We start from the raw sequence: 20,300 nt of genomic DNA on the forward strand, positions 1-20,300 counted from the left end.
CACGCCCCCACACAATAACAACATTAGGGACGTCCACGATGCGCAAGCTCATATTGCTGTGCCTGCTAAGTTTTTCATCGCTGCTAAACGCCGCCCCCGGCGTCTTCCCCGACTCCACCTTCAACAACCTCGACTACGGTCTGTACTGGTTCGGCTCTGGCGACACCTGGCAAAAGGCTGTGCCTGGCCAGAGCAACGCCTACTACGGCGCCAGCAAACCAACAGTGATCTACATCCATGGTTGGCAAAACGGTACGACCGCACGCAAGGACCGCGAAACCTTCAACCGTGAGGGTGCCGGTGGCCCGACGCTGGACCTGGCTGCGGCCTGGCGCAACGCCGGCTATAACGTCGGCGTGCTGTACTGGAACCAGTTCGCCGATGAAGGCGAAGTCACCGATGCCGAAGCCAAGATCTGGAGCGCCACTGGCCCGCGTGCCATGCGCTGGCGCAACAGCAGCGGGGTGTATGCCACCGGCCCGACCCAGTCAGTCGGCGACCTGCTGTTCAAGAGCTACAAAGACAACATGGCTGGCTACACCGGCAGCAACATCCGCATCCTCGGTCACTCCCTGGGCAACCAGGTGGCCATCGTCCTGACCAAGAAGATCAGCGATGCGGTCACTGCCGGCACCGTCAACAGCAAGCTGCTGCCCAAGCGTGTGGCGCTGCTTGACCCCTTCTATTCCAACAACGCCAAGAGCTGGCTCGGCAACCAGTGGACTGGTGCGGTCAGCCGTAGCTATGTCAGCGCGTTGAAGGGCAAGGGCGTGATCTTCGAGGCCTACCGTACCTCGGCGGTCACCAGCACTGTCTTCGTCGGCGATGCCAACGCCGGGCTGATGAACATGACCGCCTTCAGCGAGCTCAAGCCCTGGTACTTCAACGCCGCGCAAGTCACCGAGAAGCACAATGCCGCGGTCTGGCATTACCTCTGGTCCTTCAGTTTCAATCCACCGCTGGTAACCGGCACCAGCAACCAGGCCGCCTCGGCCAAGACGTCTGACAGCCGCATCACCACCCTGATGAATGGCACGCAGAAGCTGGTGCATGACCAGGGCGCCTACACCAAGGAACCCTCGGACGATAACTTCAAGCTGCAAGCCCGCTAGGGTCTGCTGCCGTTTCGTTCGCGAGCCGTGAGCGAAGCGGCAACCAAACCTAGGAGTTGACCGCAGCCCGATCCAGGGCAATCAGGCCTGCGGTTTGTTGAACGCCCCGTGCCGGCCCGCTCCCGCGCTGAAACGCTGGGCACCGGCGCGGGTTTCACCACTCGCCACCACCGCCATGCCAGCGCGAAACTCCGCACGCAGCGCCGCATCCAGCGGCAACTGCCACTGGCCATAGACACTGGCGCGGTCGGCAAGCATGCACAGCTGGGGGAACTCGGCGAGCTGCGCGGCCAGCTGTTCGGCCACGGCACGCGCACTGCCACTCGGCACCACGCGATTGACCAGGCCCATCTGCAAGGCTTCCTCGGCCGCCACGGCACGTCCGGTCAGGATCAGATCGAGCGCCCGGCCCTGGCCGACGATGCGCGGCAAACGCACTGTGCCGCCATCGATCAGCGGCACGCCGAAGCGCCGACAGAACACCCCGAGCACGGCGTCCGCCGCCATCACCCGCAAGTCAGCCAACAGCGCCAGTTCCAGACCACCCGCTACCGCATGGCCTTCGATGGCAGCGATCAGCGGCTTGCTCAGCAGCATCCGACTCGGCCCCATGGGCCCGTCGCCCTCCTCCTGCAGGCGATTGGCCCGCTCGCCCCCTGCCGCCACCGCGCCCAGATCGGCGCCGGCGCAGAAGGTGCCGCCGGCTCCGGTGAGCACCGCCACCCGCGCCGACTCGTCGCGCTCAAACTCGCGCAACGCATCGGCCAGGGCCTCGGCCGTCGGCCGGTCGACGGCGTTGCGCACTTCGGGACGATTGAGGATCAGGGTGGTAACCGGGCCGTGCTTCTCGACCAGAACATTCATGGCGGCGTCGCTCCTGCAGGACTCGCAGCACCATAAAACAAAAAGGCCGGCGCATGCGCCGGCCTTCTGGCCAATCTCTGGAGTGCTACGTGTATAGAACCTGTCTCGGATTTTTTGAGCTAGAGCCAGGCAAGGCGAAATTGAGCGAGGACGCGGAGTTTACGAAGTGTAAATGAGCAGTCCGAGCTCAATTTCAACGCAGCATGGCTGACGATCAAGAGATCCGAGGCCGGTTCTTAGCCGAGCTTCATGTGCTTCTGCAGGTTCGCCATCATCTCGCGCAGCGCGGTGACGTTGTCATCCGGATGCACGGCCCCCTCGAAGTCGCCGATCTGTTTCCAGTGGCCGGCCACGTCTTCCGGGCTGAAGCCGGCACGCGGATCGAAACCGGCGCCCAGGCTGCGCTCCCAACGTACCTTGCCGACCCAGCCGCCGCCGACCTCAAAGAGACCGCCGGTGTCCTGGCACTGCTCGCTGCCGAGGTACACCACCAGCGGGCTGACCAGTTCAGGCTTGAGCTGGTCGAATACCTGCGGCGGGATCAGGCCTTCGGTCATGCGCGTACCGCCGGTAGGGGCGATGGCGTTGACCAGCACGTTGTTCTTGCGCCCTTCGATCGCCAGGGTGCGGGTCAGGCCGTACAGGCCGAGCTTGGCCATGCCGTAGTTGGACTGGCCGAAATTGCCGTAGATGCCCGAGGTGGAGGCGGTGAAGATCACCCGGCCGAAGTTCTGCTCGCGCAGGTGCGGCCAGGCGGCGTGGGTGACCTTGTAGGCGCCTTCGACGTGGACCTTGTAGACCAGGTCCCAGTCGGCGTCTTCCATCTTGACGAAGGACTTGTCGCGCAGGATGCCGGCGTTGTTGACCACCACGTCGATGCGACCGAAGGCGTCCAGGGCGTTCTGCACGATCTTGCCGCCATCGGTGACCGAATCATGGTTGGCGATGGCCGTACCGCCGGCCGCCTGGATCTCGGCCACCACCTTGTCCGCCGCCGAGGCGTTGGCACCTTCGCCGTGGGCACTGCCGCCCAGGTCGTTGACCACCACCCGCGCACCGTGTTTGGCGAACAGCAGCGCATGGGCCCGACCGAGGCCGCCACCGGCGCCAGTGACGATCACGACCTTGTCTTCGAAACGGATGGCTTCGCTCATGAAACAGCTACCTCGGCAGGTGGGAAAGGCTTCGAGTGTCCAGCAGGTGCTAGCACTCGGCAATCATCTGCGGCGCGACTGAATGGTGGGCAATAAGGCAGCGGGATAATCACAAGCCACAAAGATCAGGCAGATTGATCCACCACGCGAATCAGGCTCAGATGGTTATACAGATGCAGCACATGGGCCTGGGTGTACTCGGCATGACTGAGGGCACCGTAGGCGAAGTGCGGGTGCAAGTCGCCACTGTGGGCGTCGAAGCGCACTAGCGCCGCCTGCAGGCGGGCGATGGCGGCCACCGTGCTGGCTGGCTCGAGCAGGGGGGCGGCGCCGGGAATCACTTCATCGAGCGGGTGGCGCATGGCGCCGCGGGCGCTGAATACGCTGAAGGCCAGCGGCCCGACGCTGTGGCGGAACCAGGCCGGTTTCAGCTGCGGGTAGCCATCCATGGAGTACTCGACGCTCTGCGCGCAGTGGTTGAATACCTCGCTCGGGCTCCAGCCCTTGAGGCTGGTCAGCTCGCGGGTGGCCAGCGCGACCAGCGCCTGCTGCGCGCCCTCCAGCGTCAGCGCGGCAGGCGCCACGCCCGTGGGCAACGCCCAGAATCCCGCCCCCAGCACCACTGCACCGCCCACGGCGGCCCCCTTCAAGACAGTACGTCGCTGCATGTTTTGGCCTCCAGCCATTCACGGAATTGCAGGTAGTGAGCGAGCACCTCTGCGGGTGCCTCGGTCTGCGGATAGTGGCCGATCTGCTCCAGCAACACGGTGTCGGCGTTGGCAATCAGCTCGCGGTAGCGCGCCACCATGTGCGCCCCGGAAATCGGGTCGAGTGCGCCATCGATCACCCGCAGCGGCACCCCACCCTTCTGCATGGCCGCCACCCAGCGTTCGCGCTGCTGGCGGCGCTCGGGCATGTAGCGGATCAGCCGGTGCATCACCGCCGGGCCGTCGTTGTGCGCGATCAAGCTCCAGAAGGCATCCAGCTCCGCCTCGCTGGGCGGGGTGTGCGGGCCGAACACCTTATTCAGGTTGGCCTTCAGCTTGCCGCGCGAGAACAGCTTGCCGAGCAGCGGACCCAGTGGGCTGAGCAGCAATTTCTGCATCAGCACCGGGCGATGGGTTTCCGGAAACAGCCCACCATTGAGGAACACGCAGCTGGCCAGCTGGATGCGCCCCTCGTGGTGCCGTGCCAGCAGCTCCTGGGCAACGCTGTCGCCGTAATCGTGGGCCAGCACATGCACCGGCCCGCTAATGCTCAGGTGGGCCAGCAGCGCCTGCTGCAGGTCGGCCTGTTCCAGCAGGCTGTAGGCATGCCCGCGCGGCTTGGCGGAATAGCCGAAGCCGAGCATGTCGCAAGCGATCACCCGATAACGCTGCGCCAGCGCCTGCCATAGGTAGTGCCAGTCCCAGCTGGCAGTGGGGAAGCCATGGATCAGCAGCAGCGGCTCGGCGTCCAGCGCCCCGGCCACCCAGTAGCGGATGGCGTGGCCCTTGAAGGTGAAGCCCTGCCCCTGCGCCCGCCATTCATCCAGGGCGATGCCTGGCAGCGCCGTCACGCGGCGTAGCCCGGCATCTGCGCATCGAGCTTGCGCAGCAGGGCCGGCCAGGCCAGCTGGCCACCCATGCCCTGCGGAGTCTTCATCACCCCGGCGACCATGGCCTTGGCGCCCGCGAGGATCTGCTGCGGAATATGGATCAGCTCGGCGCCGCCGCTCTGCGCCATGACCTGCACTTCGCAGGCGCGCTGCAGGGTGAACATCATCAGGAAGGTGTCGGCGATGCTGCCACCGGCGGTGAGCAGGCCGTGGTTGGGCAGGATCATGAAGTTCTTGTCGCCCAGGTCGGCCTGCAAGCGGGCCTTCTCGTCATGGTTGAGGGCCACGCCCTCGTAACCGTGGTAGGCCAGGCTGGAGAGGACGAACAGCGACTGCTGCGACAGCGGCAGCAGGCCCTGCTTCTGCGCGGACACGGCGATGCCCGACGGGGTGTGGATATGCAGCACGCAGGCAGCGTCGTGACGCACCTCATGCACCGCACTGTGGATGGTGTAGCCGGCCGGGTTGATGTCGAACGGGCTGTCCATCAGCTTGTGACCGGCCAGGTCGATCTTCACCAGGCTGGAGGCGGTGATTTCGTGGAACATCAGGCCGAAAGGGTTGATCAGGAACTCTTCGGTGCCGGGAATCTTCGCCGAGATGTGGGTGAAGATCAGGTCATCCCAGCCATACAGGGCGATCAGCCGGTAGCAGGCAGCCAGGTCGACGCGGGTCTGCCACTCGGCGGCGGAAACCTGGTCGCGCACATTCAGTTGAGGCAGGGCTTGGGCAGCGGTCATCGGGCAATCCTCGGCTAGTGGTTGTGCCGAGGAGTCTAGCGCTCACCGAGTGGCCGGCTAGTCGCCTTGTAGGCCAGCTTAGTGGCCCTGAGAACCTGTTTACGATTTTCTGGATTAGAGCCAGACAAGGCGCAACGACCAACGGGAGTAACAGCCGCAAGGCTGACCCTTAGGGTGAGCGCTAGCGAGTCAAAGTGGCCGAAAAAGCGCAGTTTACGACGTGTAAATGAGCATTTGATTCGCTTTGCTCACCCCTCCGGGGTCGCGCTAAAGCGCGTTCAGCTTTCAGCTGTGAGGCCACTTTTAACGCGGTATGGCCGCGAGCCAGGAGATCGTAAACAGGTTCTAAAGGTCAGAGCAGTTCGGGATAGCCCCGCACCAGCAGCGGCCAGTCCTGCTGCGCCTGAGCATCATCGGCGAGCAGGCGGAAGCCTTCGAAACGGAACTCCGGCGCCACCGTGCAACCGACCAGGCTGAAGGCGCCGAGGCTGCGCGCCGCCTGCCAGGCATGCGCCGGCACCACCCGTTGCGGCAACTGCCCCGCCGCCACCGGCCCCAGCCGCTCGACCTGCACCTGCTGCGGACTCGCTGCGCTCAACAGCTGCAGCGGTTCGCCCTCGTGGAAATGCCACAACTCGTCGGCATCCACCCGGTGCCAGCGGCTAACCGCGCCGGCCGGCAGCAGGAAGAGGATCGCGCTGGACGCCGCGCGGCCGTCGGCCGACTGCTGCGCCGAGGTGAACAGACGGCGGTAATAGCCGCCCTCCGGATGGGCGACCAGCTGCAGCTCGCGGATCAGCTCGGCGGCACGCGGGTGCATCAGGCGCGCAGGGCCGCGATCAGCTCGCCCAGCCAGGGCTCGGCGTCGTCTTCCGGGGTCACGCTTTCGCTGGCATCCAGACGCAACATCGGCAGCGCCTCGCGCATGCCCAGCTCGGCAAACAGCTCGCGCATCAGCTCGCCGCCACCGCAGAAGGTGTCGTAGCTGGAATCACCGAGGGCCAGCACGGCAAAGGGTTTGCCACTCCAGGCGGGGAAAACGTCACGGGTCTCGTAATAGAAGCCCTGCAGGTTGCCCGGCAGCTCGCCCATGCCGGTGGTCGAGGTCACCGCCAGCAGCGCCTCGGGGGCTTGGGCCTGCACCTCAGCGAGGCTGGCCCCGGCCTTGTGCCAGGCCTCGAAACCGGCGGCATTGAGCAACTCGACGGCGCGACGGGCAACTTCTTCGGCGGCACCGTAAACCGAGCCGGACAGAATGGCGACTTTCATGCAGAACTCCGAAACATGCTGATAAACGCCGGGCATTATGCCGCAAGTAGACAGCTCATCGGGATGGCATAGAATGCAGCCAATAGCGCACCCAGAGCCCATCCCATGATCAATGCCAAGCTGCTGCAACTGGTGATCGATGCCTCCAACGACGGCATCGTGGTCGCCGAACAGGAAGGCGACGACAACATCCTGATCTACGCCAACCCGGCCTTCGAGCGCCTGTCTGGCTATGGCAGCGACGACATCCTCTATCAGGATTGCCGCTTCCTGCAGGGCAGCGACCGCGACCAGCCTGGCCTGCAGGTCATTCGCGAAGCGATCCGCAGCCAGAAACCGTGCCGGCAGATCATCCGCAACTACCGCCGCGATGGCAGTGCATTCTGGAATGAACTGTCGATCACTCCGGTATTCAACGAAGGCGACCAGCTGACCTACTACATCGGCATCCAGAAGGATGTCAGCGAAGAAGTGGAAGCCAAAGAGCGGGTTCGGGAACTTGAGGCCGAAGTCAGCCGTCTCAAGGACGAACTCGCGGCACTCAAGGCCTCCCACTGAGTCCAGCCCGGGCGCACTGCAGCGCCCGTTGAACCCAGCAGATCGATAACCGGCAGAGCCCGAACGGTCAGAGGGGCGCATTTTTTGCTTGCGGTTAGCTAGGGCCCGTTCCGTTAACGATCGCGACGGGCCTTCATTACATGCCCCATGGAGGGCAGCATGTCCGAGCAAAGTGCACTGTCCAGCGAAGAGCTGGATTTCCTCCGCCAGGTATTCAGCAGCCAGCTGATTGGCAAGCCCCTGCACATTCCCAGCTTCAAGGTCGATGGTGGGGCACTGGCCAATGCCCTGTTCAGCCGGCTGGGGCAGCACGCCCAGCTAAATCTGGAAGCGCGCATGGGCAACTACCGCATGTCTTTCCCCCTGCAAATGGTGGAAGACGAAATGCACAGCCTGCAGCTGGAAATGGGGGCACCAAGCATCTACGAAGAAGGCGCCATCCGCCGCCCATGGCGTCTGGTGCTGGACAAGCCACTGACCCTGCGGGAACAAGATGGTGCAGCGAGCAGCCTGCTGGTGCACGAAATCGCCCCCGACAGCCTGCTGATCGGGCCGCGCGGTAAAACAGCCCTGCCCGAGGACTTCAGCCTCTGGCTCCCTCTCCCCGGCCAGGAAGCCATCCCGGTGCACGCCCGGCGCATCCGCCAGACTGGACAGCGAGCGGCCTACAGCCTGCTGCTGCGCCATAGCGAACATACCGAACGCATCCGTCAGTTCATCTTCGAGCAGTATCGCCAGCAGAACCCGCAATTGCAGGCAGTCAGCTGATACCCTGCAGCACGCTGACGATGAACTGCCATGACTGCCAGTCAAACTGCCAGTCGCCATAGGCTGCACAACGGTTTTCCGGTGCTGCCATAGGCCGAAGCAATCGATATCATGCTTTCAATCAATTAACAGATTGGCGTCATCGCCGTTAGGATGGCGCCATCAAATTACCAACCCCCCTAAGGAGTTCACTGATGAACCTCATCAACACCCAAGTTCAGCCTTTCAAAGCCAACGCTTTCCACAACGGCGAATTCATCGAAGTGACCGAGCAATCGCTGAAGGGCAAATGGTCGGTGCTGATCTTCATGCCGGCAGCCTTCACCTTCAACTGCCCGACCGAAATCGAAGACGCCGCCAACAACTACGCCGAGTTCCAGAAGGCCGGTACCGAGGTGTACATCGTCACCACCGACACCCACTTCTCGCACAAGGTCTGGCACGAAACTTCCCCGGCCGTTGGCAAGGCTCAGTTCCCGCTGATCGGTGACCCGACCCACGCCCTGACCAACGCTTTCGGCGTGCACATCCCGGAAGAAGGCCTGGCCCTGCGCGGCACCTTCGTGATCAACCCGGAAGGCGTGATCAAGACCGTGGAAATCCACTCCAACGAAATCGCTCGTGACGTGTCGGAAACCCTGCGCAAGCTGAAAGCTGCCCAGTACACCGCCGCCAACCCGGGTCAGGTTTGCCCGGCCAAGTGGAAAGAAGGCGAGAAGACCCTGGCTCCGTCCCTGGACCTGGTCGGCAAAATCTAAAAATGGGCGTAGTGCTGCTGCGCTAGGCATTGCTGCGTTGAACTAAGGCTCGGGCTGCTCATTTACAGCTCGTAAACTCCGCGCCCTCGCCTTAGTTCGCCTTGCACTGCCGTCGCTCGCGACGCACTCCATCCCATTTTCGCCTCACGAAGCCTTACCAGGCTTCCGCAGGCGCCCGAACGCCCGGGCGCGATCCGCCCGGGCGTTTGTTTGTCCGCAATTTGTATAAAAGGAACTTCGTCATGTTGGATGCCACGCTTAAAACCCAGTTGAAGGCCTACCTCGAAAAGGTCACCCAGCCGTTCGAAATCGTCGCCTCCCTCGATGACGGCGAAAAGTCCCAGGAACTGCTCGGACTGCTGCAAGACATAGTCGGTTTGACCGACAAGATCACCCTCAAGACCGACGGCAATGATGCTCGCCGTCCATCCTTCGCCCTGGTGCGTCCGGGCGCCGATATCGGCGTCAGCTTCGCCGGTATTCCCATGGGCCACGAGTTCACCTCGCTGGTGCTGGCCCTGCTGCAGGTCGGTGGTCACCCGTCCAAACTGGACGCAGACACCATCGCTCAGATCCAGGCCATCGAAGGCAAGTTCGAGTTCGAGACCTATTTCTCGCTGTCCTGCCAGAACTGCCCGGACGTGGTCCAGGCGCTGAACCTGATGGCCGTGCTCAACCCCAATATCCGTAACGTGTCGATCGACGGCGCGCTGTTCCAGGAAGAAGTCGAGCGCCGCCAGGTGATGGCCGTGCCGAGCATCTACCTGAACGGCGAGGTGTTCGCCTCGGGCCGCATGGAAGTGAAGGAAATCCTCGCCAAGATCGACACTGGCGCCGCCAACCGCGATGCCGAGAAGATGAGCGCCAAGGCTGCCTTCGACGTGCTGATCATCGGCGGCGGCCCGGCCGGCGCTGCGGCGGCCATCTATGCCGCGCGCAAAGGCATCCGCACTGGCGTGGCGGCCGAGCGTTTCGGCGGCCAGGTGCTGGACACCATGGCCATCGAGAACTTCATCTCCGTGCAGGAAACCGAAGGGCCGAAGCTGGCCCGCGCCCTGGAAGAGCACGTCAAGCAATACGAAGTCGACATCATGAACCTGCAGCGCGCCAGCGCCCTGATCCCGGCCAGCAGCGAGGGCGGTCTGCACGAAGTCAAGTTCGACAGCGGTGCCAGCCTCAAGGCCAAGACCGTAATTCTCTCCACCGGCGCACGCTGGAGGGAGATGAACGTGCCGGGCGAACAGGAGTACCGCAACAAGGGCGTGGCCTACTGCCCGCACTGCGACGGCCCGCTGTTCAAGGGCAAGCGCGTGGCGGTGATCGGCGGTGGCAACTCCGGCGTGGAAGCGGCCATCGACCTGGCCGGCATCGTCGCCCAGGTCACCCTGATCGAGTTCGACAGCCAGCTGCGCGCCGATGCCGTGCTGCAGAAGAAGCTGCACAGTCTGCCCAACGTCAAGGTCATCACCAGCGCCCTGACCACCGAGGTCAAAGGCGACGGGCAGAAGGTCAGTGGCCTGGTGTACAAGGATCGCAACAGCGATGAACTGCACAGCGTCGAGCTGGAAGGCATCTTCGTGCAGATCGGCCTGCTGCCCAACAGCGACTGGCTGAAAGGCGTGGTGGAGCTGACCCCGCGCGGCGAGATCATCGTCGACGCCAAGGGCGGCACCAACATCCCCGGCGTATTCGCTGCCGGCGACGTGACCACCGTGCCCTACAAGCAGATCGTCATCGCCATGGGTGAAGGCTCGAAAGCTTCGCTGAGCGCCTTCGACCACCTGATCCGCCAGAGCTGATCAACCCTGGTCACAACCAAAGCGCAGGGCTCCGCCAGGGGCCCTGCGCTTTTTTGTTTGGCCGGCGGTTATCGTGAGGCAGCGGATCCGCTACCGTAGGGTGGATGACGCTTTTCTCATCCACCAGATCTGCGCCCGGTGGATCGGTGAAACGTGATCCACCCTACCACCCGCCGCCCATCTCGAGCCTGTAATGAACCCCGAAGACCTCCTCCTGCTGGTCACCCGTACCATGCCCTTCGGCAAGTACAAGGACCGCCTGCTCGCCGACCTGCCCGGCCACTACCTCAACTGGTTTGCCCGCACCGGTTTCCCCAAGGGCGAGATCGGCCGCCTGCTGGCACTGATGCAGGAGATCGACCACAACGGCCTCAAGCCGCTGCTCGACCCGCTGCGCCAACGCCGGGGCTGAGGTCACCGCAATGGCGCACCATTCCGCGTCGCTATAACAGGACTTTCCGCTTCATCCGTACCCTCCAGTGCGATTAGGGTTGGCTCAGTATTCACGACCTGCACAGCCCATGTAGGAGCGAGCTCTGCTCGCGAAGCTTCTTCCGCTGCCCGATTCGCGAGCAGAGCTCGCTCCTACGGCTGCTCCGTGCCTATGCCCTGCCCGAGGATTCCCCCATGCATCCCTACTTCAGCCTGCAAGGCCGCACCGCCCTGGTTACCGGCGGCACCCGTGGTATCGGCCGGATGATCGCCCAGGGCTTCCTCGAAGCGGGCGCGCGGGTGTTCATCTGCGCCCGCGATGGCGCCGCCTGCCTGCAGACAGCCGAAGAGCTTTCGGTACATGGCGAATGCATCGGCCTGGCTGCCGACCTGTCCAGCGAGGAAGGCGCCAGGGCGCTGGCTGCCGAGCTGAGTGGCCGCCTCAGCCAACTGGATATCCTGGTCAACAACGCCGGCACCACCTGGGGCGGGCCGCTGGAGACCTACCCGGTGAAAGGCTGGGAGAAAGTCATGCAGCTCAACGTGACCTCGGTGTTCAGCTGCATCCAGCAACTGCTGCCACTGCTGCGCAAGGCCGGCAGCGCACAGAACCCGGCGCGCATCATCAATATCGGCTCGGTGGCCGGCATCAGCGCCTTCGGTGAACAGGCCTACGCCTACGGCCCGAGCAAGGCCGCGCTGCACCAGCTGTCGCGCATCCTGGCCAAGGAGCTGGTCGGTGAGCACATCAACCTCAACGTGATCGCCCCCGGACGCTTCCCGAGCAAGATGACCAAGCACATCGCTCAGGACGAAGCGGCCATGGCCGAAGACGTCGCGCATATCCCCATGCAGCGCTGGGGCCGCGAAGAGGAAATGGCCGCCCTGGCCATCAGCCTGGCCAGCGCGGCAGGCGCCTACATGACCGGCAATATCATTCCCATCGACGGCGGTTTCAGCCTGTAACGACAGCAACCTGAGAGCCTGTCTCGGCTCTCGGAAACTCCCCTCTCCCACTTGTAGGAGGGGCCGGGGGAGAGGGAGCAAAAGCGATCCGCACCCGCCCTACACACCGTTTCGGCATTGGCAAAAAAGATCGTGAACAGGTCCTGAGGCAATATGCCACGCGGCGCAGTGCGCCCCCGGCTCTTAGAGTGAGATCAGTAGATTTTCTCCGGGAGCCAAGGAAATGGACGATGAAGACGCTGTACTCGCACGCGACTACCAGTTGATCCACCGAGAGGCGACGCTACTGGCCGGAGGACTCAGCGACCTCTGCCAGCGCGCCTCGGTCTACCACCACCTGTATGAGGACTCCGGCAGGCGCAATGTCTTCCCGCTGATCGCCGCCCACGGTGCGCTCTGGGGCGCCGGCTACTTCGCCCTGGGCATGCAGGTCGGCGCACTGCTCTCCGCCCAGTACCTGTTCCAGCCCACCGTGCGCCGCGACAAGCTGCGGCACTTGCATGCCTTCGCCGATGCCTTTCGCGACATCAACCGGCGGGTGTGCATCGAAGCCTACTGCGCCTATCACTTCAGCAAGCGGCATGGCTCTGCCGTGGGTGCTGCCGCCTATGTCCAGCAGCCGCTGCTCGACGCATTGAACCAGTGCCACCGTGCCCAGGCCGAACAGCGGCCGCTGCCCGCCGAACAACGCCGTGAACTGTTCGAGGCGTTTTTTTTGTGGGAGCAGGCGTTCATCGTCGGCCCGGCAGTCGAGCAGGCACTGGCGGCGCTCGACTGGCCGCTGATCCGCCATGTGGCGTTGCGCCCGCGGATCGAATTCGCCTATTTCGCCAGCAGCCGCGAGATGAAATTCAGCGACTTCGCCTCGACCGCCGAGCGCATCGAAAAAGGCCTGCGCGCCTACGCGATGGCCGAGCAGGCGGGACTGGCGCAGGTGGAGGCGGCACTGCAGCGCTACGGCATCCTGCCAGCGACCTTCTTCCACGACTCGCTGCGCCATTTCGCCGAGCTGAAGCAGCGCCTGCCGACCGCCGCCCGGCTCAGCACACCTGTTCGTGCCATGTAGCTGACAAGCCTCTGAGTTCTAGCAGGCGGCTACGGTGACCAACACAGCAGACTAGCGCGACTGAGCGACTGAGCGACTAGAGTTGAAATCACCGATACCCATGAGTAGGAGCAAGTATGCGTAGGTTCAAGGAATGCACCGTCGCCGTATTCAGCACTCTGTTGCTGATTCTGTGCATGGCGGCCCAGGCGGACGAAGCGGCGCTGCCCGATGTTGAACTGAGCGCCCAGGAAGAGGCCGAAGTCGAGGCCATGGTGCTACCTGTACCCGATGCCTGGATCGGCGACTTCGATGGCATGCGCGAGTACCGCCTGGTGCGCGTACTGGTGCCATACAGCCGCACCTTCTTCTCGGTCAATCGGGGTCGCCAGCAGGGCATCAGCTACGAATTTGGCAAGGCGCTGGAAACCTGGCTGAACAAGACCCACCCCTATGAGCGCAAATCGCTGCAGTGGCGGGTGCTGTTCATCCCGGTGGCGCGCAATGAGCTCATGCCCAAGCTGCTCGAAGGCGTCGGCGATATCGCCGCTGGCGGCCTGACCATCACCGAAGGGCGTCTGCAGACGGTGGACTTTGCCGAGCCCTTCGCTTCAGGTATTCGTGAAGCGGTGATCACCGGGCCGGGCAGCAAGCCGCTGAGCAAGATCGAGGATCTAGCCGGCCGGGAAGTCATGGTGCGCGCCTCCAGCAGCTACTTCGAGCACCTGATCAACCTCAACAAGACCTTCAAGGAAAGGGGGCTGGAGCCCATCAATGTCACTCCGGCGGACGAAAACCTGGAGTCCGAGGATCTGCTGGAAATGGTCAATGCCGGTCTTATCGGCACCACAGTGGTCGATCGCTATATCGCCGAGGCCTGGAGCCCGCTGTATACCGAGATGCAGATCCACGACGAGTTCTATATCCACGAAGGCTCGCAGTTCGCCTGGGCCATCCGCAAGGGCAGCCCACTGCTGAAGAAAGAGCTGGCGGCCTTCGTCAAACTGCACAAGGTCGGTACCGGGTTCGGTAACTCGCTGCGCAACAAGTATGTGAAGAACAGCAAGCGGGTACTCAATGCCACTTCGGAAGAGGAGATGAAAAAATTCCAGGCTATGGTCGGCCTGTTCCAGAAGCATGCCGGCACCTACGCCTTCGACCACCTGATGCTGATGGCCCAGGGCTTTCAGGAGTCCCAGCTGAACCAGAGCGCCCGCAGCCCACGTGGCGCAGTGGGCGTGATGCAACTGTTGCCAAGCACGGCTACCGACCCAGCCGTCGGCATCCACGGGGTCGACAAGAGTGCGGACAAGAATATTGAGGCCGGCAGCAAATACATGCGCCTGCTCGCCGACAAGTACCTCAACGATCCCGAACTGACACCCCTGAACAAGACCCTGATGACCTTCGCCGCTTACAACGCCGGCCCGGGCAACCTGCGCAAGTTCAGGCGCCTGGCGGAGAAGTCGGGGCTGAATCCGAATGTCTGGTTCGGCAATGTCGAGCACACCGCCGCACGCATAGTGGGCCGGGAAACCGTCGATTATGTGGGCAACATCTACAAGTACTACGTTGCCTACAAGCTGGCGGCCAAGAAAACAGGCAACGCACGATGACCTCACATTGAGTCTGTGCCCTGAAAGAACAGGCCGCCAGCCATAGAGTCATTGACTCAGCCGACACGGTTCAGCGCTCTCGGTTTACCCTATGCCACCGCGCAACCCGACCCATGAGCCATGAATTCCGACGCCATCAATACCCTGCAGCACCACCTGAGCGCCGCCCTGGCCGCCGCGCCTGACGAAGCCCGCCGCCTGTTCCATGGCCGTGGCCGCTGCTGGCCGGGGCTGGAGCATGTGACGGTGGACTGGCTGCAGGGCGTGGTCCTGGTAGCGCTGTTTCGCGAGCCGCCGGCGGACGAACTGCTCGCCCTGAAAAACATGCTGCTGGACTTCAGCCAGTCGCCTGCCTGGCGGGAAAGCACGGCGCACACCCTGCTGCTGCAGCACCGTTATGCCCCGGACAGCCCTGCCGAGTGGCTATGCGGCGAGCCGGTCGAGCACTGGCTGGTCAGCGAAAACGGCCTGCGCTTCAAGCTGGACCTGGGCCGCAAGCAGAATACCGGGCTGTTTCTCGACATGCGCCATGGCCGGCGCTGGGTGCAGCAACAGGCGCAAGGCCAGCGCGTGCTGAACCTGTTCGCCTACACCTGCGGCTTCTCGGTGGCCGCCATTGCCGGGGGCGCCGAGCACGTGGTCAACCTGGACATGGCCAAGGCCGCCCTGAGCCGCGGTCGCGAGAACCACCGCTTGAATCAGCATGACCTGAGCCGGGTCAGCTTCCTCGGCCATGACCTGTTCAAGTCCTGGGGCAAGCTCAAGCGCGAAGGGCCCTACGACCTGATCATCATCGACCCACCGTCGTTCCAGAAAGGCAGCTTCGTGCTGACCCAGGACTACCAGAAAGTCCTGCGCCGCCTGCCTGACCTGCTCACGGAACAAGGCACGGTACTGGCCTGCATGAACGACCCTGCGATTGGCGTCGACTTCCTGCTCGCGGGCTTTGCCAGCGAGGCGCCCGGCCTGGTGTTCGTGGAGCGCCTGGACAATCCGCCGGAGTTCGCCGACAGCCAGGCCGAGGGGGGCTTGAAGGCACTGGTGTTCAGGCAGCGCCAGGCCACTTCATCTACGCAAGAAATGCTTTAGAACTTGTTTAGGATCTTTTGAGCTAGCTGCCAAAGATCAGGGAGTAACAGTCGCAGGCTGGCCCTAAGAACCTGTTTACGATCTCCTGTCCGTCGGCCATACGGCGTTAAAAACAACCTCGGAATGCTCATTTACAGCTCGTAAACTCCGCTTCCTCGGCTGTTTTTGCCTTGTTTGGCTCTAGTCCAAAAGATCGTAAACAGGTTCTTAGAGCCAGCTCACGATCTTTTGCGCAACAGCACAAGGAAGGCTCAGTGGATGAACTGCAGGTTGGTATTGAGCTTGCGCTCGCAGTTCACCCACGACCACCGGAACGCCTCAATTGCGCACTTGCTATGCCCTCTGCGCCCCTAGCGGGCCACAACAGAATAGGGGGGAAAAGCCTGCGACCAGTTGGCGGTCAATCGCTCGCGCTGCACCAGCGTCGCCTGCATCTGGATCAGACCAGCCTGCAGCGCCTGATCGGCGCCCAGCTTGCCCTGTACCAGGGCCAGCAACACGCCTTCGCCGGTGATGACCACGCGCTCGTCAGCGGCGGGTGCGGCGACATGCAGGGTTACCCGCAGCTCCGCGCCCGTGCCGTCGAAGTGCGCCCACAGCCCCGGCTCGATCAGCAGCAGGCTAAAACGCTCGCCCATGGCGATTGGGGCGAGGGCAACGCGCAGCTTTTCCAGCATGATCTGCGCCCGGCGCATGCCGAAACCGCCCTGCAGCGCAATCGGCTTGGTCAGCAGCTTGGCCTGGTAGGCGTCATGGATGGCCAGCGCCACCGACAGCGATGCCGGGTGCGCGGTGGTCAGGTCCACGGCCATGCCGTCGTAGCCGCAGCCCCGGGTCATGGGGCTGGCGCTGCCGAGCAGCAGCGCCAGCCCAGTCGCGACTATCGCCGAAGCTCTCATGGGGTGACGATGTCGAACCAGAAGTCGAACTTGTCGAGCAGGCCCATAAACTCGCCGAAGGCCTGCGGGTTACCGTCGAATTTCAGCTCGCCGGCCGCCACCTTCTGCTCCAGAGTGGCCTTGCCCAGCTGGATGTCTTCCAGGGCCGTCTTGCTCATGGTCAGGCCGACATCGGCCTTGGCGTCGGCCTTGGCCTCATAGGTCAGCACACCGTTCTCCACGGTCAGGGCGTAGCTCTTGCCCAGGTCGGTGAAGTTGTAGTTGAGCACCAGCTTCTTGCCCGCGGCGCGCTCGCCGTTGAGGCGTACGGCCAGGTAGTCGAAGAGCATTTCCGGGGTCATGGCGCGGATCACATCGGGGCTGGCGGTGGCGGCGGCGCCGACGGCCGGTTTGCCGTTGCGCAGCTCGAACGCACCCTGCAGGTAGATCGAACGCCAGGGACCGGATTCGGCCTGGTAGCCGAGCTGCTCGTAGGAGTCGGCCAGCAGGTTCTTCGCCGCCGTGTTGTCCGGTTCGGCGAACACCACCTGTTTGACCGCCTCGGCCACCCAGCGGTACTCACCCTTGGCGAAGTCGACCTTGGCCTTCTCCAGCACCGCGGCCGAGCCGCCCATGTATTCGACGTACTTCTTCGCCGCCGGTTGTGGCGGCAGCTTGTCGAGGTTGGCCGGGTTGGCGTCGTACCAGCCCATGTAGCGTTGGTACACCGCCTTGGCGTTGTGCTTGAGGGTGCCGTAGTAGCCGCGCCCTGGCCAGAAGGCTTCCAGCTCAGGCGGCAGCTTGATCGCTTCGGCAATTTCCTCGCCGGTGTAACCCTGGTTCATCAGGCGCACGGACTGGTCATGGATGTATTTGTAGATGGCCCGCTGCTTCTTCAGGTAGTCGTCTATCTGCGCCTGGCCCCACTGCGGCCAGTGGTGGCTCTGGAAGCGCACCTCGGTCTTGTCGCCGAACAGGGCGATGGATTCGCCTATGTATTTGGACCACTGCAGGGCGTCACGCACTTGGGCACCGCGCAGGGTGAGGACGTTGTGCATGGTGCTGGTGGTGTTCTCGGCCATCCACATGGCCTTGTGATCCGGGAAGTAGGTGTGCATTTCCACCGGTGCCTCGGTGCCCGGAGTCATCTGGAACACCATCTTCACGCCGTCGACCTCCAGCTCCTGGCCGGTCTTGCGGACGAACTCGGTGGGCTGGATCAGGGTGATGGTGCCGTTGGACACGGTCAGCCCCAGGCCGGAACCGACGCCGCCCTGGGCGTTGCGTGGAAGCAAGGCGCCAAACATATAGATGGCGCGGCGGGCCATGGCATTGCCGGCGATCACGTTCTCGCTGACCGCATGCTCACTGAAACCTTCTGGCGCGATGATGCGCACCTTGCCTGCCTTGACGTCGGCCTCGTCGACTATGCCGCGCACGCCGCCGAAGTGGTCGATATGCGAGTGGCTGTAGACCACGGCCACCACCGGCTTCTTGCCCAGGTGCTGGCTGACCAGCTCATAGGCGGCCTTGGCCGGTTCCGTGCTCAACAAGGGGTCGAAGACGATCCAGCCAGTCTTGCCCTCGATAAAGGTAATGTTGGAAACGTCATAGCCACGCACCTGGTAGATGCCGTCGGTGACCTTGAACAGGCCGTACTGGATATTCAGCTGGGCATTGCGCCACAGGCTCGGGTTGACGCTGTCCGGGGCCGGCTTATCCAGGGCGATGAACTGCTTGTAGCTCTCCAGATCCCACACCACCTTGCCGTTGGCATCCTTGATGGTCAGGCTATCCGGCTTGGCGATGAAGCCGCGCTGGGCATCGTCGAACTCGCGCTTATCGTTGAACGGCAGCGCCGCCAGCACCGCCTGCTGGGCGGCCTTGGTGATATCGGTCGCCGGTTTGGTCGGTGCCGGGGCGGCCTGGGCAATGGCGCTGGCCAGCAGGGCGCAGGCCAGGCCGGCGGCAGTCAGGCATTTCAGGGAGTGGTGCATGCTGTGCATCCTCATTGTTGTTGTAGGGGAAAACATCAGGCCTGGGCGACCCATTCGGCAGCGCGCTCGGCGATCATGATGGTCGGCGCGTTGGTGTTACCGCCGACCAGGGTCGGCATGATCGAGGCATCCACCACGCGCAGGCCCTGGATGCCGTGTACGCGCAGCTGGCTGTCGACCACCGCGCCCTCGTCGTGGCCCATGCGACAGGTGCCGACCGGGTGGTAGATGGTGTCGCTGCGCTGGCGCAGCAGCTCGATCAGTTGCTCGTCGCTGTGCAGATTGGCGGCGTGGATATCCTTCAGACCGAAGCGGGCCATGGGCGCCTGCGCCATTATTTCCCGCGTCATGCGATAGCCCTTGAGCAGGGTCTGCACGTCGTCGTCGTGGCCGAGGAGGTTCGGGTCGATACGCGGCGGCGCAGCGGGGTCGGCCGACTGCAGGCCGACGCTACCGAGGCTTTTCGGCCGCAGCACGCAGATATGGCAGCTGAAGCCATGGCCCCAATGCAGCTTGCGATTATGGTCGTCGAGCATGCTGACCACCGAGTGCAACTGGACGTCCGGGCGGGCCAATGCCGCGTCGGTCTTGAGGAAGGCGCCGCCCTCGGCGAAGTTGCTCGCCAGCGGGCCGCGCTGGCGCGCCAGGTACTGGGCCAGTGCCGCGCCCATCTTCAGGCTGCCCCCCAGAGAGTAGCCGAGCAGGGAGTTGTCGGTGCCCTTGTAGCACTGCACCACATCCGGGTGATCCTGCAGGTTCTGGCCCACGCCCGGCAGCTCGTGCTGCACGGCAATGCCATGGGGCTTGAGCTCGGCCTCCGTGCCGATGCCGGAGAGCAGCAGCAGCTGCGGGCTGCCGAAGGCGCCGGCGCTGAGCAGCACCTCCTTGCGCACTTTGAGGGCGCTGGAGCGGCCCTTGATCCGCACCTGCACACCAGTGGCCTGCTTGCCCTGCAGCAGGATGCGCTCGGCATGGGCGCCGGTCAGCACAGTCAGGTTGTGGCGCGCCCGCACCGGCTTGAGGAAGGCGGTGGCGGTGCTCCAGCGCCGGCCGTCACGGATGGTCACGTCGTACTGGCCGACGCCTTCCTGCTCCACGCCGTTGAAGTCGGGGTTATGCCGATGCCCGGCCTGCTTCCCGGCCTCGATAAAAGCGTGGGTGGCGGCGTGGGCCTCGATCTGTCCGACGTACAGCTCGCCGTCCTCGCCATGCAGGTCACAGGCGCCGCGGTGGCTCATCTCGCTCTTGCGAAAATACGGCAGCACCTCGGCGAACGACCAGCCGGGGTTGCCCAGAGCGGCCCAGTCATCGAAGTCGCTGTGGTGGCCGCGGATATAAATCATGCCGTTGATCGAGCTGCTGCCACCGAGCACCTTGCCGCGCGGCTGGTAGCCAATGCGCCCGTCCAGGCCGGGTTGCGGCACAGTATCGAAGGCCCAGTTGACGTGGCGGGTCGGCAGGATGGCGGCCACGCCGGCAGGCGCGTGCACCAGCGGCGACCAGTCCTGCGGGCCGGCCTCGAGCAGGCACACGGAAACTGCCGGATCGGCGCTGAGACGGTTGGCCAGCACACAACCGGCCGAGCCGGCACCAACGATGATGTAGTCGAATTCCATGGGGGCTCCGAAGGGGAGATGGGGGCCCTGGCATTCTTGGTT

The 20,300-nt window shown here is 63.8% G+C and carries 20 protein-coding genes; 10 read left to right on the top strand and 10 right to left on the bottom strand.

Features of this window, described 5'->3' with window-relative positions; translation table 11 throughout:
* Positions 1–38 precede the first annotated feature (38 nt).
* The gene (locus HNE05_RS14655; protein WP_173208693.1) at positions 39–1,112 is read left to right on the top strand and encodes a hypothetical protein; all 1,074 of its coding nucleotides are present in this window, start codon (positions 39–41) and stop codon (positions 1,110–1,112) included.
* Positions 1,113–1,193: 81 nt separating this feature from the next.
* Here the strand turns inward: HNE05_RS14655 and HNE05_RS14660 are convergent, their stop codons facing one another.
* From HNE05_RS14660 to HNE05_RS14690, 7 genes are all read right to left on the bottom strand, one after another.
* On the bottom strand, positions 1,194–1,976 hold the full coding sequence (locus HNE05_RS14660) for a crotonase/enoyl-CoA hydratase family protein (protein WP_173208695.1): 783 nt from the start codon (positions 1,974–1,976) through the stop codon (positions 1,194–1,196).
* A 236-nt stretch (positions 1,977–2,212) separates the two neighbouring features.
* Positions 2,213–3,130: an SDR family oxidoreductase gene (locus HNE05_RS14665; protein ID WP_173208697.1), complete on the bottom strand. Its 918-nt coding sequence runs from the start codon at positions 3,128–3,130 to the stop codon at positions 2,213–2,215.
* 125 nt (positions 3,131–3,255) lie between these two features.
* The gene (locus HNE05_RS14670; RefSeq protein ID WP_173208699.1) at positions 3,256–3,798 is read right to left on the bottom strand and encodes a DUF1569 domain-containing protein; all 543 of its coding nucleotides are present in this window, start codon (positions 3,796–3,798) and stop codon (positions 3,256–3,258) included.
* Positions 3,777–4,688: an alpha/beta fold hydrolase gene (locus HNE05_RS14675; protein ID WP_173208701.1), complete on the bottom strand. Its 912-nt coding sequence runs from the start codon at positions 4,686–4,688 to the stop codon at positions 3,777–3,779. Before HNE05_RS14675 ends, HNE05_RS14670 begins: the two co-directional genes overlap by 22 nt.
* The gene (locus tag HNE05_RS14680) at positions 4,685–5,467 is read right to left on the bottom strand and encodes a class II aldolase/adducin family protein (protein ID WP_173208703.1); all 783 of its coding nucleotides are present in this window, start codon (positions 5,465–5,467) and stop codon (positions 4,685–4,687) included. Before HNE05_RS14680 ends, HNE05_RS14675 begins: the two co-directional genes overlap by 4 nt.
* A gap of 352 nt (positions 5,468–5,819) precedes the next feature.
* Complete coding sequence (locus tag HNE05_RS14685) at positions 5,820–6,287, bottom strand: cupin domain-containing protein (RefSeq protein ID WP_173208705.1); 468 nt, start codon at positions 6,285–6,287, stop codon at positions 5,820–5,822.
* Complete coding sequence (locus HNE05_RS14690; RefSeq protein WP_173208707.1) at positions 6,287–6,736, bottom strand: flavodoxin; 450 nt, start codon at positions 6,734–6,736, stop codon at positions 6,287–6,289. Before HNE05_RS14690 ends, HNE05_RS14685 begins: the two co-directional genes overlap by 1 nt.
* Positions 6,737–6,841: 105 nt before the next feature.
* Between HNE05_RS14690 and HNE05_RS14695 the strand changes: the two genes are divergently transcribed.
* The 9 genes from HNE05_RS14695 to HNE05_RS14735 all read left to right on the top strand — a co-directional run bounded on the left by HNE05_RS14695 (position 6,842) and on the right by HNE05_RS14735 (position 15,767).
* Positions 6,842–7,294: a PAS domain-containing protein gene (locus HNE05_RS14695; protein WP_173208710.1), complete on the top strand. Its 453-nt coding sequence runs from the start codon at positions 6,842–6,844 to the stop codon at positions 7,292–7,294.
* 159 nt (positions 7,295–7,453) lie between these two features.
* On the top strand, positions 7,454–8,062 hold the full coding sequence (locus HNE05_RS14700) for a PilZ domain-containing protein (protein WP_173208712.1): 609 nt from the start codon (positions 7,454–7,456) through the stop codon (positions 8,060–8,062).
* A gap of 194 nt (positions 8,063–8,256) precedes the next feature.
* Positions 8,257–8,820 carry an alkyl hydroperoxide reductase subunit C gene (gene ahpC, locus HNE05_RS14705; protein WP_173208714.1) on the top strand — a complete coding sequence of 188 codons (564 nt, stop codon included), beginning with the start codon at positions 8,257–8,259 and terminating at the stop codon, positions 8,818–8,820.
* Positions 8,821–9,062: 242 nt separating this feature from the next.
* The gene (ahpF, locus tag HNE05_RS14710; protein WP_173208716.1) at positions 9,063–10,619 is read left to right on the top strand and encodes an alkyl hydroperoxide reductase subunit F; all 1,557 of its coding nucleotides are present in this window, start codon (positions 9,063–9,065) and stop codon (positions 10,617–10,619) included.
* Between the two features lie 193 nt (positions 10,620–10,812).
* Complete coding sequence (locus HNE05_RS14715; protein WP_173208718.1) at positions 10,813–11,031, top strand: DUF3820 family protein; 219 nt, start codon at positions 10,813–10,815, stop codon at positions 11,029–11,031.
* Positions 11,032–11,246: 215 nt separating this feature from the next.
* Positions 11,247–12,017: an SDR family oxidoreductase gene (locus HNE05_RS14720; RefSeq protein WP_173208720.1), complete on the top strand. Its 771-nt coding sequence runs from the start codon at positions 11,247–11,249 to the stop codon at positions 12,015–12,017.
* Positions 12,018–12,240: 223 nt separating this feature from the next.
* Positions 12,241–13,083, top strand: a complete 843-nt coding sequence (locus HNE05_RS14725; protein ID WP_173208722.1) for a hypothetical protein — start codon at positions 12,241–12,243, stop codon at positions 13,081–13,083.
* A gap of 116 nt (positions 13,084–13,199) precedes the next feature.
* The gene (locus HNE05_RS14730; protein WP_173208723.1) at positions 13,200–14,678 is read left to right on the top strand and encodes an MltF family protein; all 1,479 of its coding nucleotides are present in this window, start codon (positions 13,200–13,202) and stop codon (positions 14,676–14,678) included.
* A 120-nt stretch (positions 14,679–14,798) separates the two neighbouring features.
* A complete protein-coding gene (locus HNE05_RS14735) occupies positions 14,799–15,767 on the top strand; it encodes a class I SAM-dependent methyltransferase (RefSeq protein ID WP_173208724.1) in 969 nt (322 codons plus the stop codon).
* 350 nt (positions 15,768–16,117) lie between these two features.
* Here HNE05_RS14735 and HNE05_RS14740 read toward each other — a convergent pair whose 3' ends face one another.
* Genes HNE05_RS14740 through HNE05_RS14750 form a run of 3 tightly spaced genes read right to left on the bottom strand, consistent with a single transcriptional unit; the run spans position 16,118 to position 20,258 of the window.
* Positions 16,118–16,666 (bottom strand): hypothetical protein, encoded by a 549-nt coding sequence (locus HNE05_RS14740; RefSeq protein ID WP_173208725.1) that lies wholly within the window; start codon positions 16,664–16,666, stop codon positions 16,118–16,120.
* The gene (locus HNE05_RS14745; RefSeq protein WP_173208726.1) at positions 16,663–18,642 is read right to left on the bottom strand and encodes an alkyl/aryl-sulfatase; all 1,980 of its coding nucleotides are present in this window, start codon (positions 18,640–18,642) and stop codon (positions 16,663–16,665) included. The genes HNE05_RS14740 and HNE05_RS14745 overlap by 4 nt, the downstream gene beginning before the upstream one ends.
* Positions 18,643–18,677: 35 nt before the next feature.
* The gene (locus HNE05_RS14750) at positions 18,678–20,258 is read right to left on the bottom strand and encodes a GMC family oxidoreductase (RefSeq protein WP_173208727.1); all 1,581 of its coding nucleotides are present in this window, start codon (positions 20,256–20,258) and stop codon (positions 18,678–18,680) included.
* Positions 20,259–20,300: the final 42 nt, after the last annotated feature.

The sequence above is a fragment of the Pseudomonas campi genome (assembly GCF_013200955.2).
In the GTDB taxonomy this organism is placed as follows: domain Bacteria; phylum Pseudomonadota; class Gammaproteobacteria; order Pseudomonadales; family Pseudomonadaceae; genus Aquipseudomonas; species Aquipseudomonas campi.

Coding starts and splice junctions, on each gene's coding strand:
- HNE05_RS14655 (WP_173208693.1), top strand. CDS start 39: ATGCGCAAGCTCATATTGCTGTGCCTGCTAAGTTTTTCATCGCTGCTA.
- HNE05_RS14660 (WP_173208695.1), bottom strand. CDS start 1,976: ATGAATGTTCTGGTCGAGAAGCACGGCCCGGTTACCACCCTGATCCTC.
- HNE05_RS14665 (WP_173208697.1), bottom strand. CDS start 3,130: ATGAGCGAAGCCATCCGTTTCGAAGACAAGGTCGTGATCGTCACTGGC.
- HNE05_RS14670 (WP_173208699.1), bottom strand. CDS start 3,798: ATGCAGCGACGTACTGTCTTGAAGGGGGCCGCCGTGGGCGGTGCAGTG.
- HNE05_RS14680 (WP_173208703.1), bottom strand. CDS start 5,467: ATGACCGCTGCCCAAGCCCTGCCTCAACTGAATGTGCGCGACCAGGTT.
- HNE05_RS14685 (WP_173208705.1), bottom strand. CDS start 6,287: ATGCACCCGCGTGCCGCCGAGCTGATCCGCGAGCTGCAGCTGGTCGCC.
- HNE05_RS14690 (WP_173208707.1), bottom strand. CDS start 6,736: ATGAAAGTCGCCATTCTGTCCGGCTCGGTTTACGGTGCCGCCGAAGAA.
- HNE05_RS14695 (WP_173208710.1), top strand. CDS start 6,842: ATGATCAATGCCAAGCTGCTGCAACTGGTGATCGATGCCTCCAACGAC.
- HNE05_RS14700 (WP_173208712.1), top strand. CDS start 7,454: ATGTCCGAGCAAAGTGCACTGTCCAGCGAAGAGCTGGATTTCCTCCGC.
- ahpC (WP_173208714.1), top strand. CDS start 8,257: ATGAACCTCATCAACACCCAAGTTCAGCCTTTCAAAGCCAACGCTTTC.
- ahpF (WP_173208716.1), top strand. CDS start 9,063: ATGTTGGATGCCACGCTTAAAACCCAGTTGAAGGCCTACCTCGAAAAG.
- HNE05_RS14715 (WP_173208718.1), top strand. CDS start 10,813: ATGAACCCCGAAGACCTCCTCCTGCTGGTCACCCGTACCATGCCCTTC.
- HNE05_RS14720 (WP_173208720.1), top strand. CDS start 11,247: ATGCATCCCTACTTCAGCCTGCAAGGCCGCACCGCCCTGGTTACCGGC.
- HNE05_RS14725 (WP_173208722.1), top strand. CDS start 12,241: ATGGACGATGAAGACGCTGTACTCGCACGCGACTACCAGTTGATCCAC.
- HNE05_RS14730 (WP_173208723.1), top strand. CDS start 13,200: ATGCGTAGGTTCAAGGAATGCACCGTCGCCGTATTCAGCACTCTGTTG.
- HNE05_RS14735 (WP_173208724.1), top strand. CDS start 14,799: ATGAATTCCGACGCCATCAATACCCTGCAGCACCACCTGAGCGCCGCC.
- HNE05_RS14740 (WP_173208725.1), bottom strand. CDS start 16,666: ATGAGAGCTTCGGCGATAGTCGCGACTGGGCTGGCGCTGCTGCTCGGC.
- HNE05_RS14745 (WP_173208726.1), bottom strand. CDS start 18,642: ATGCACCACTCCCTGAAATGCCTGACTGCCGCCGGCCTGGCCTGCGCC.
- HNE05_RS14750 (WP_173208727.1), bottom strand. CDS start 20,258: ATGGAATTCGACTACATCATCGTTGGTGCCGGCTCGGCCGGTTGTGTG.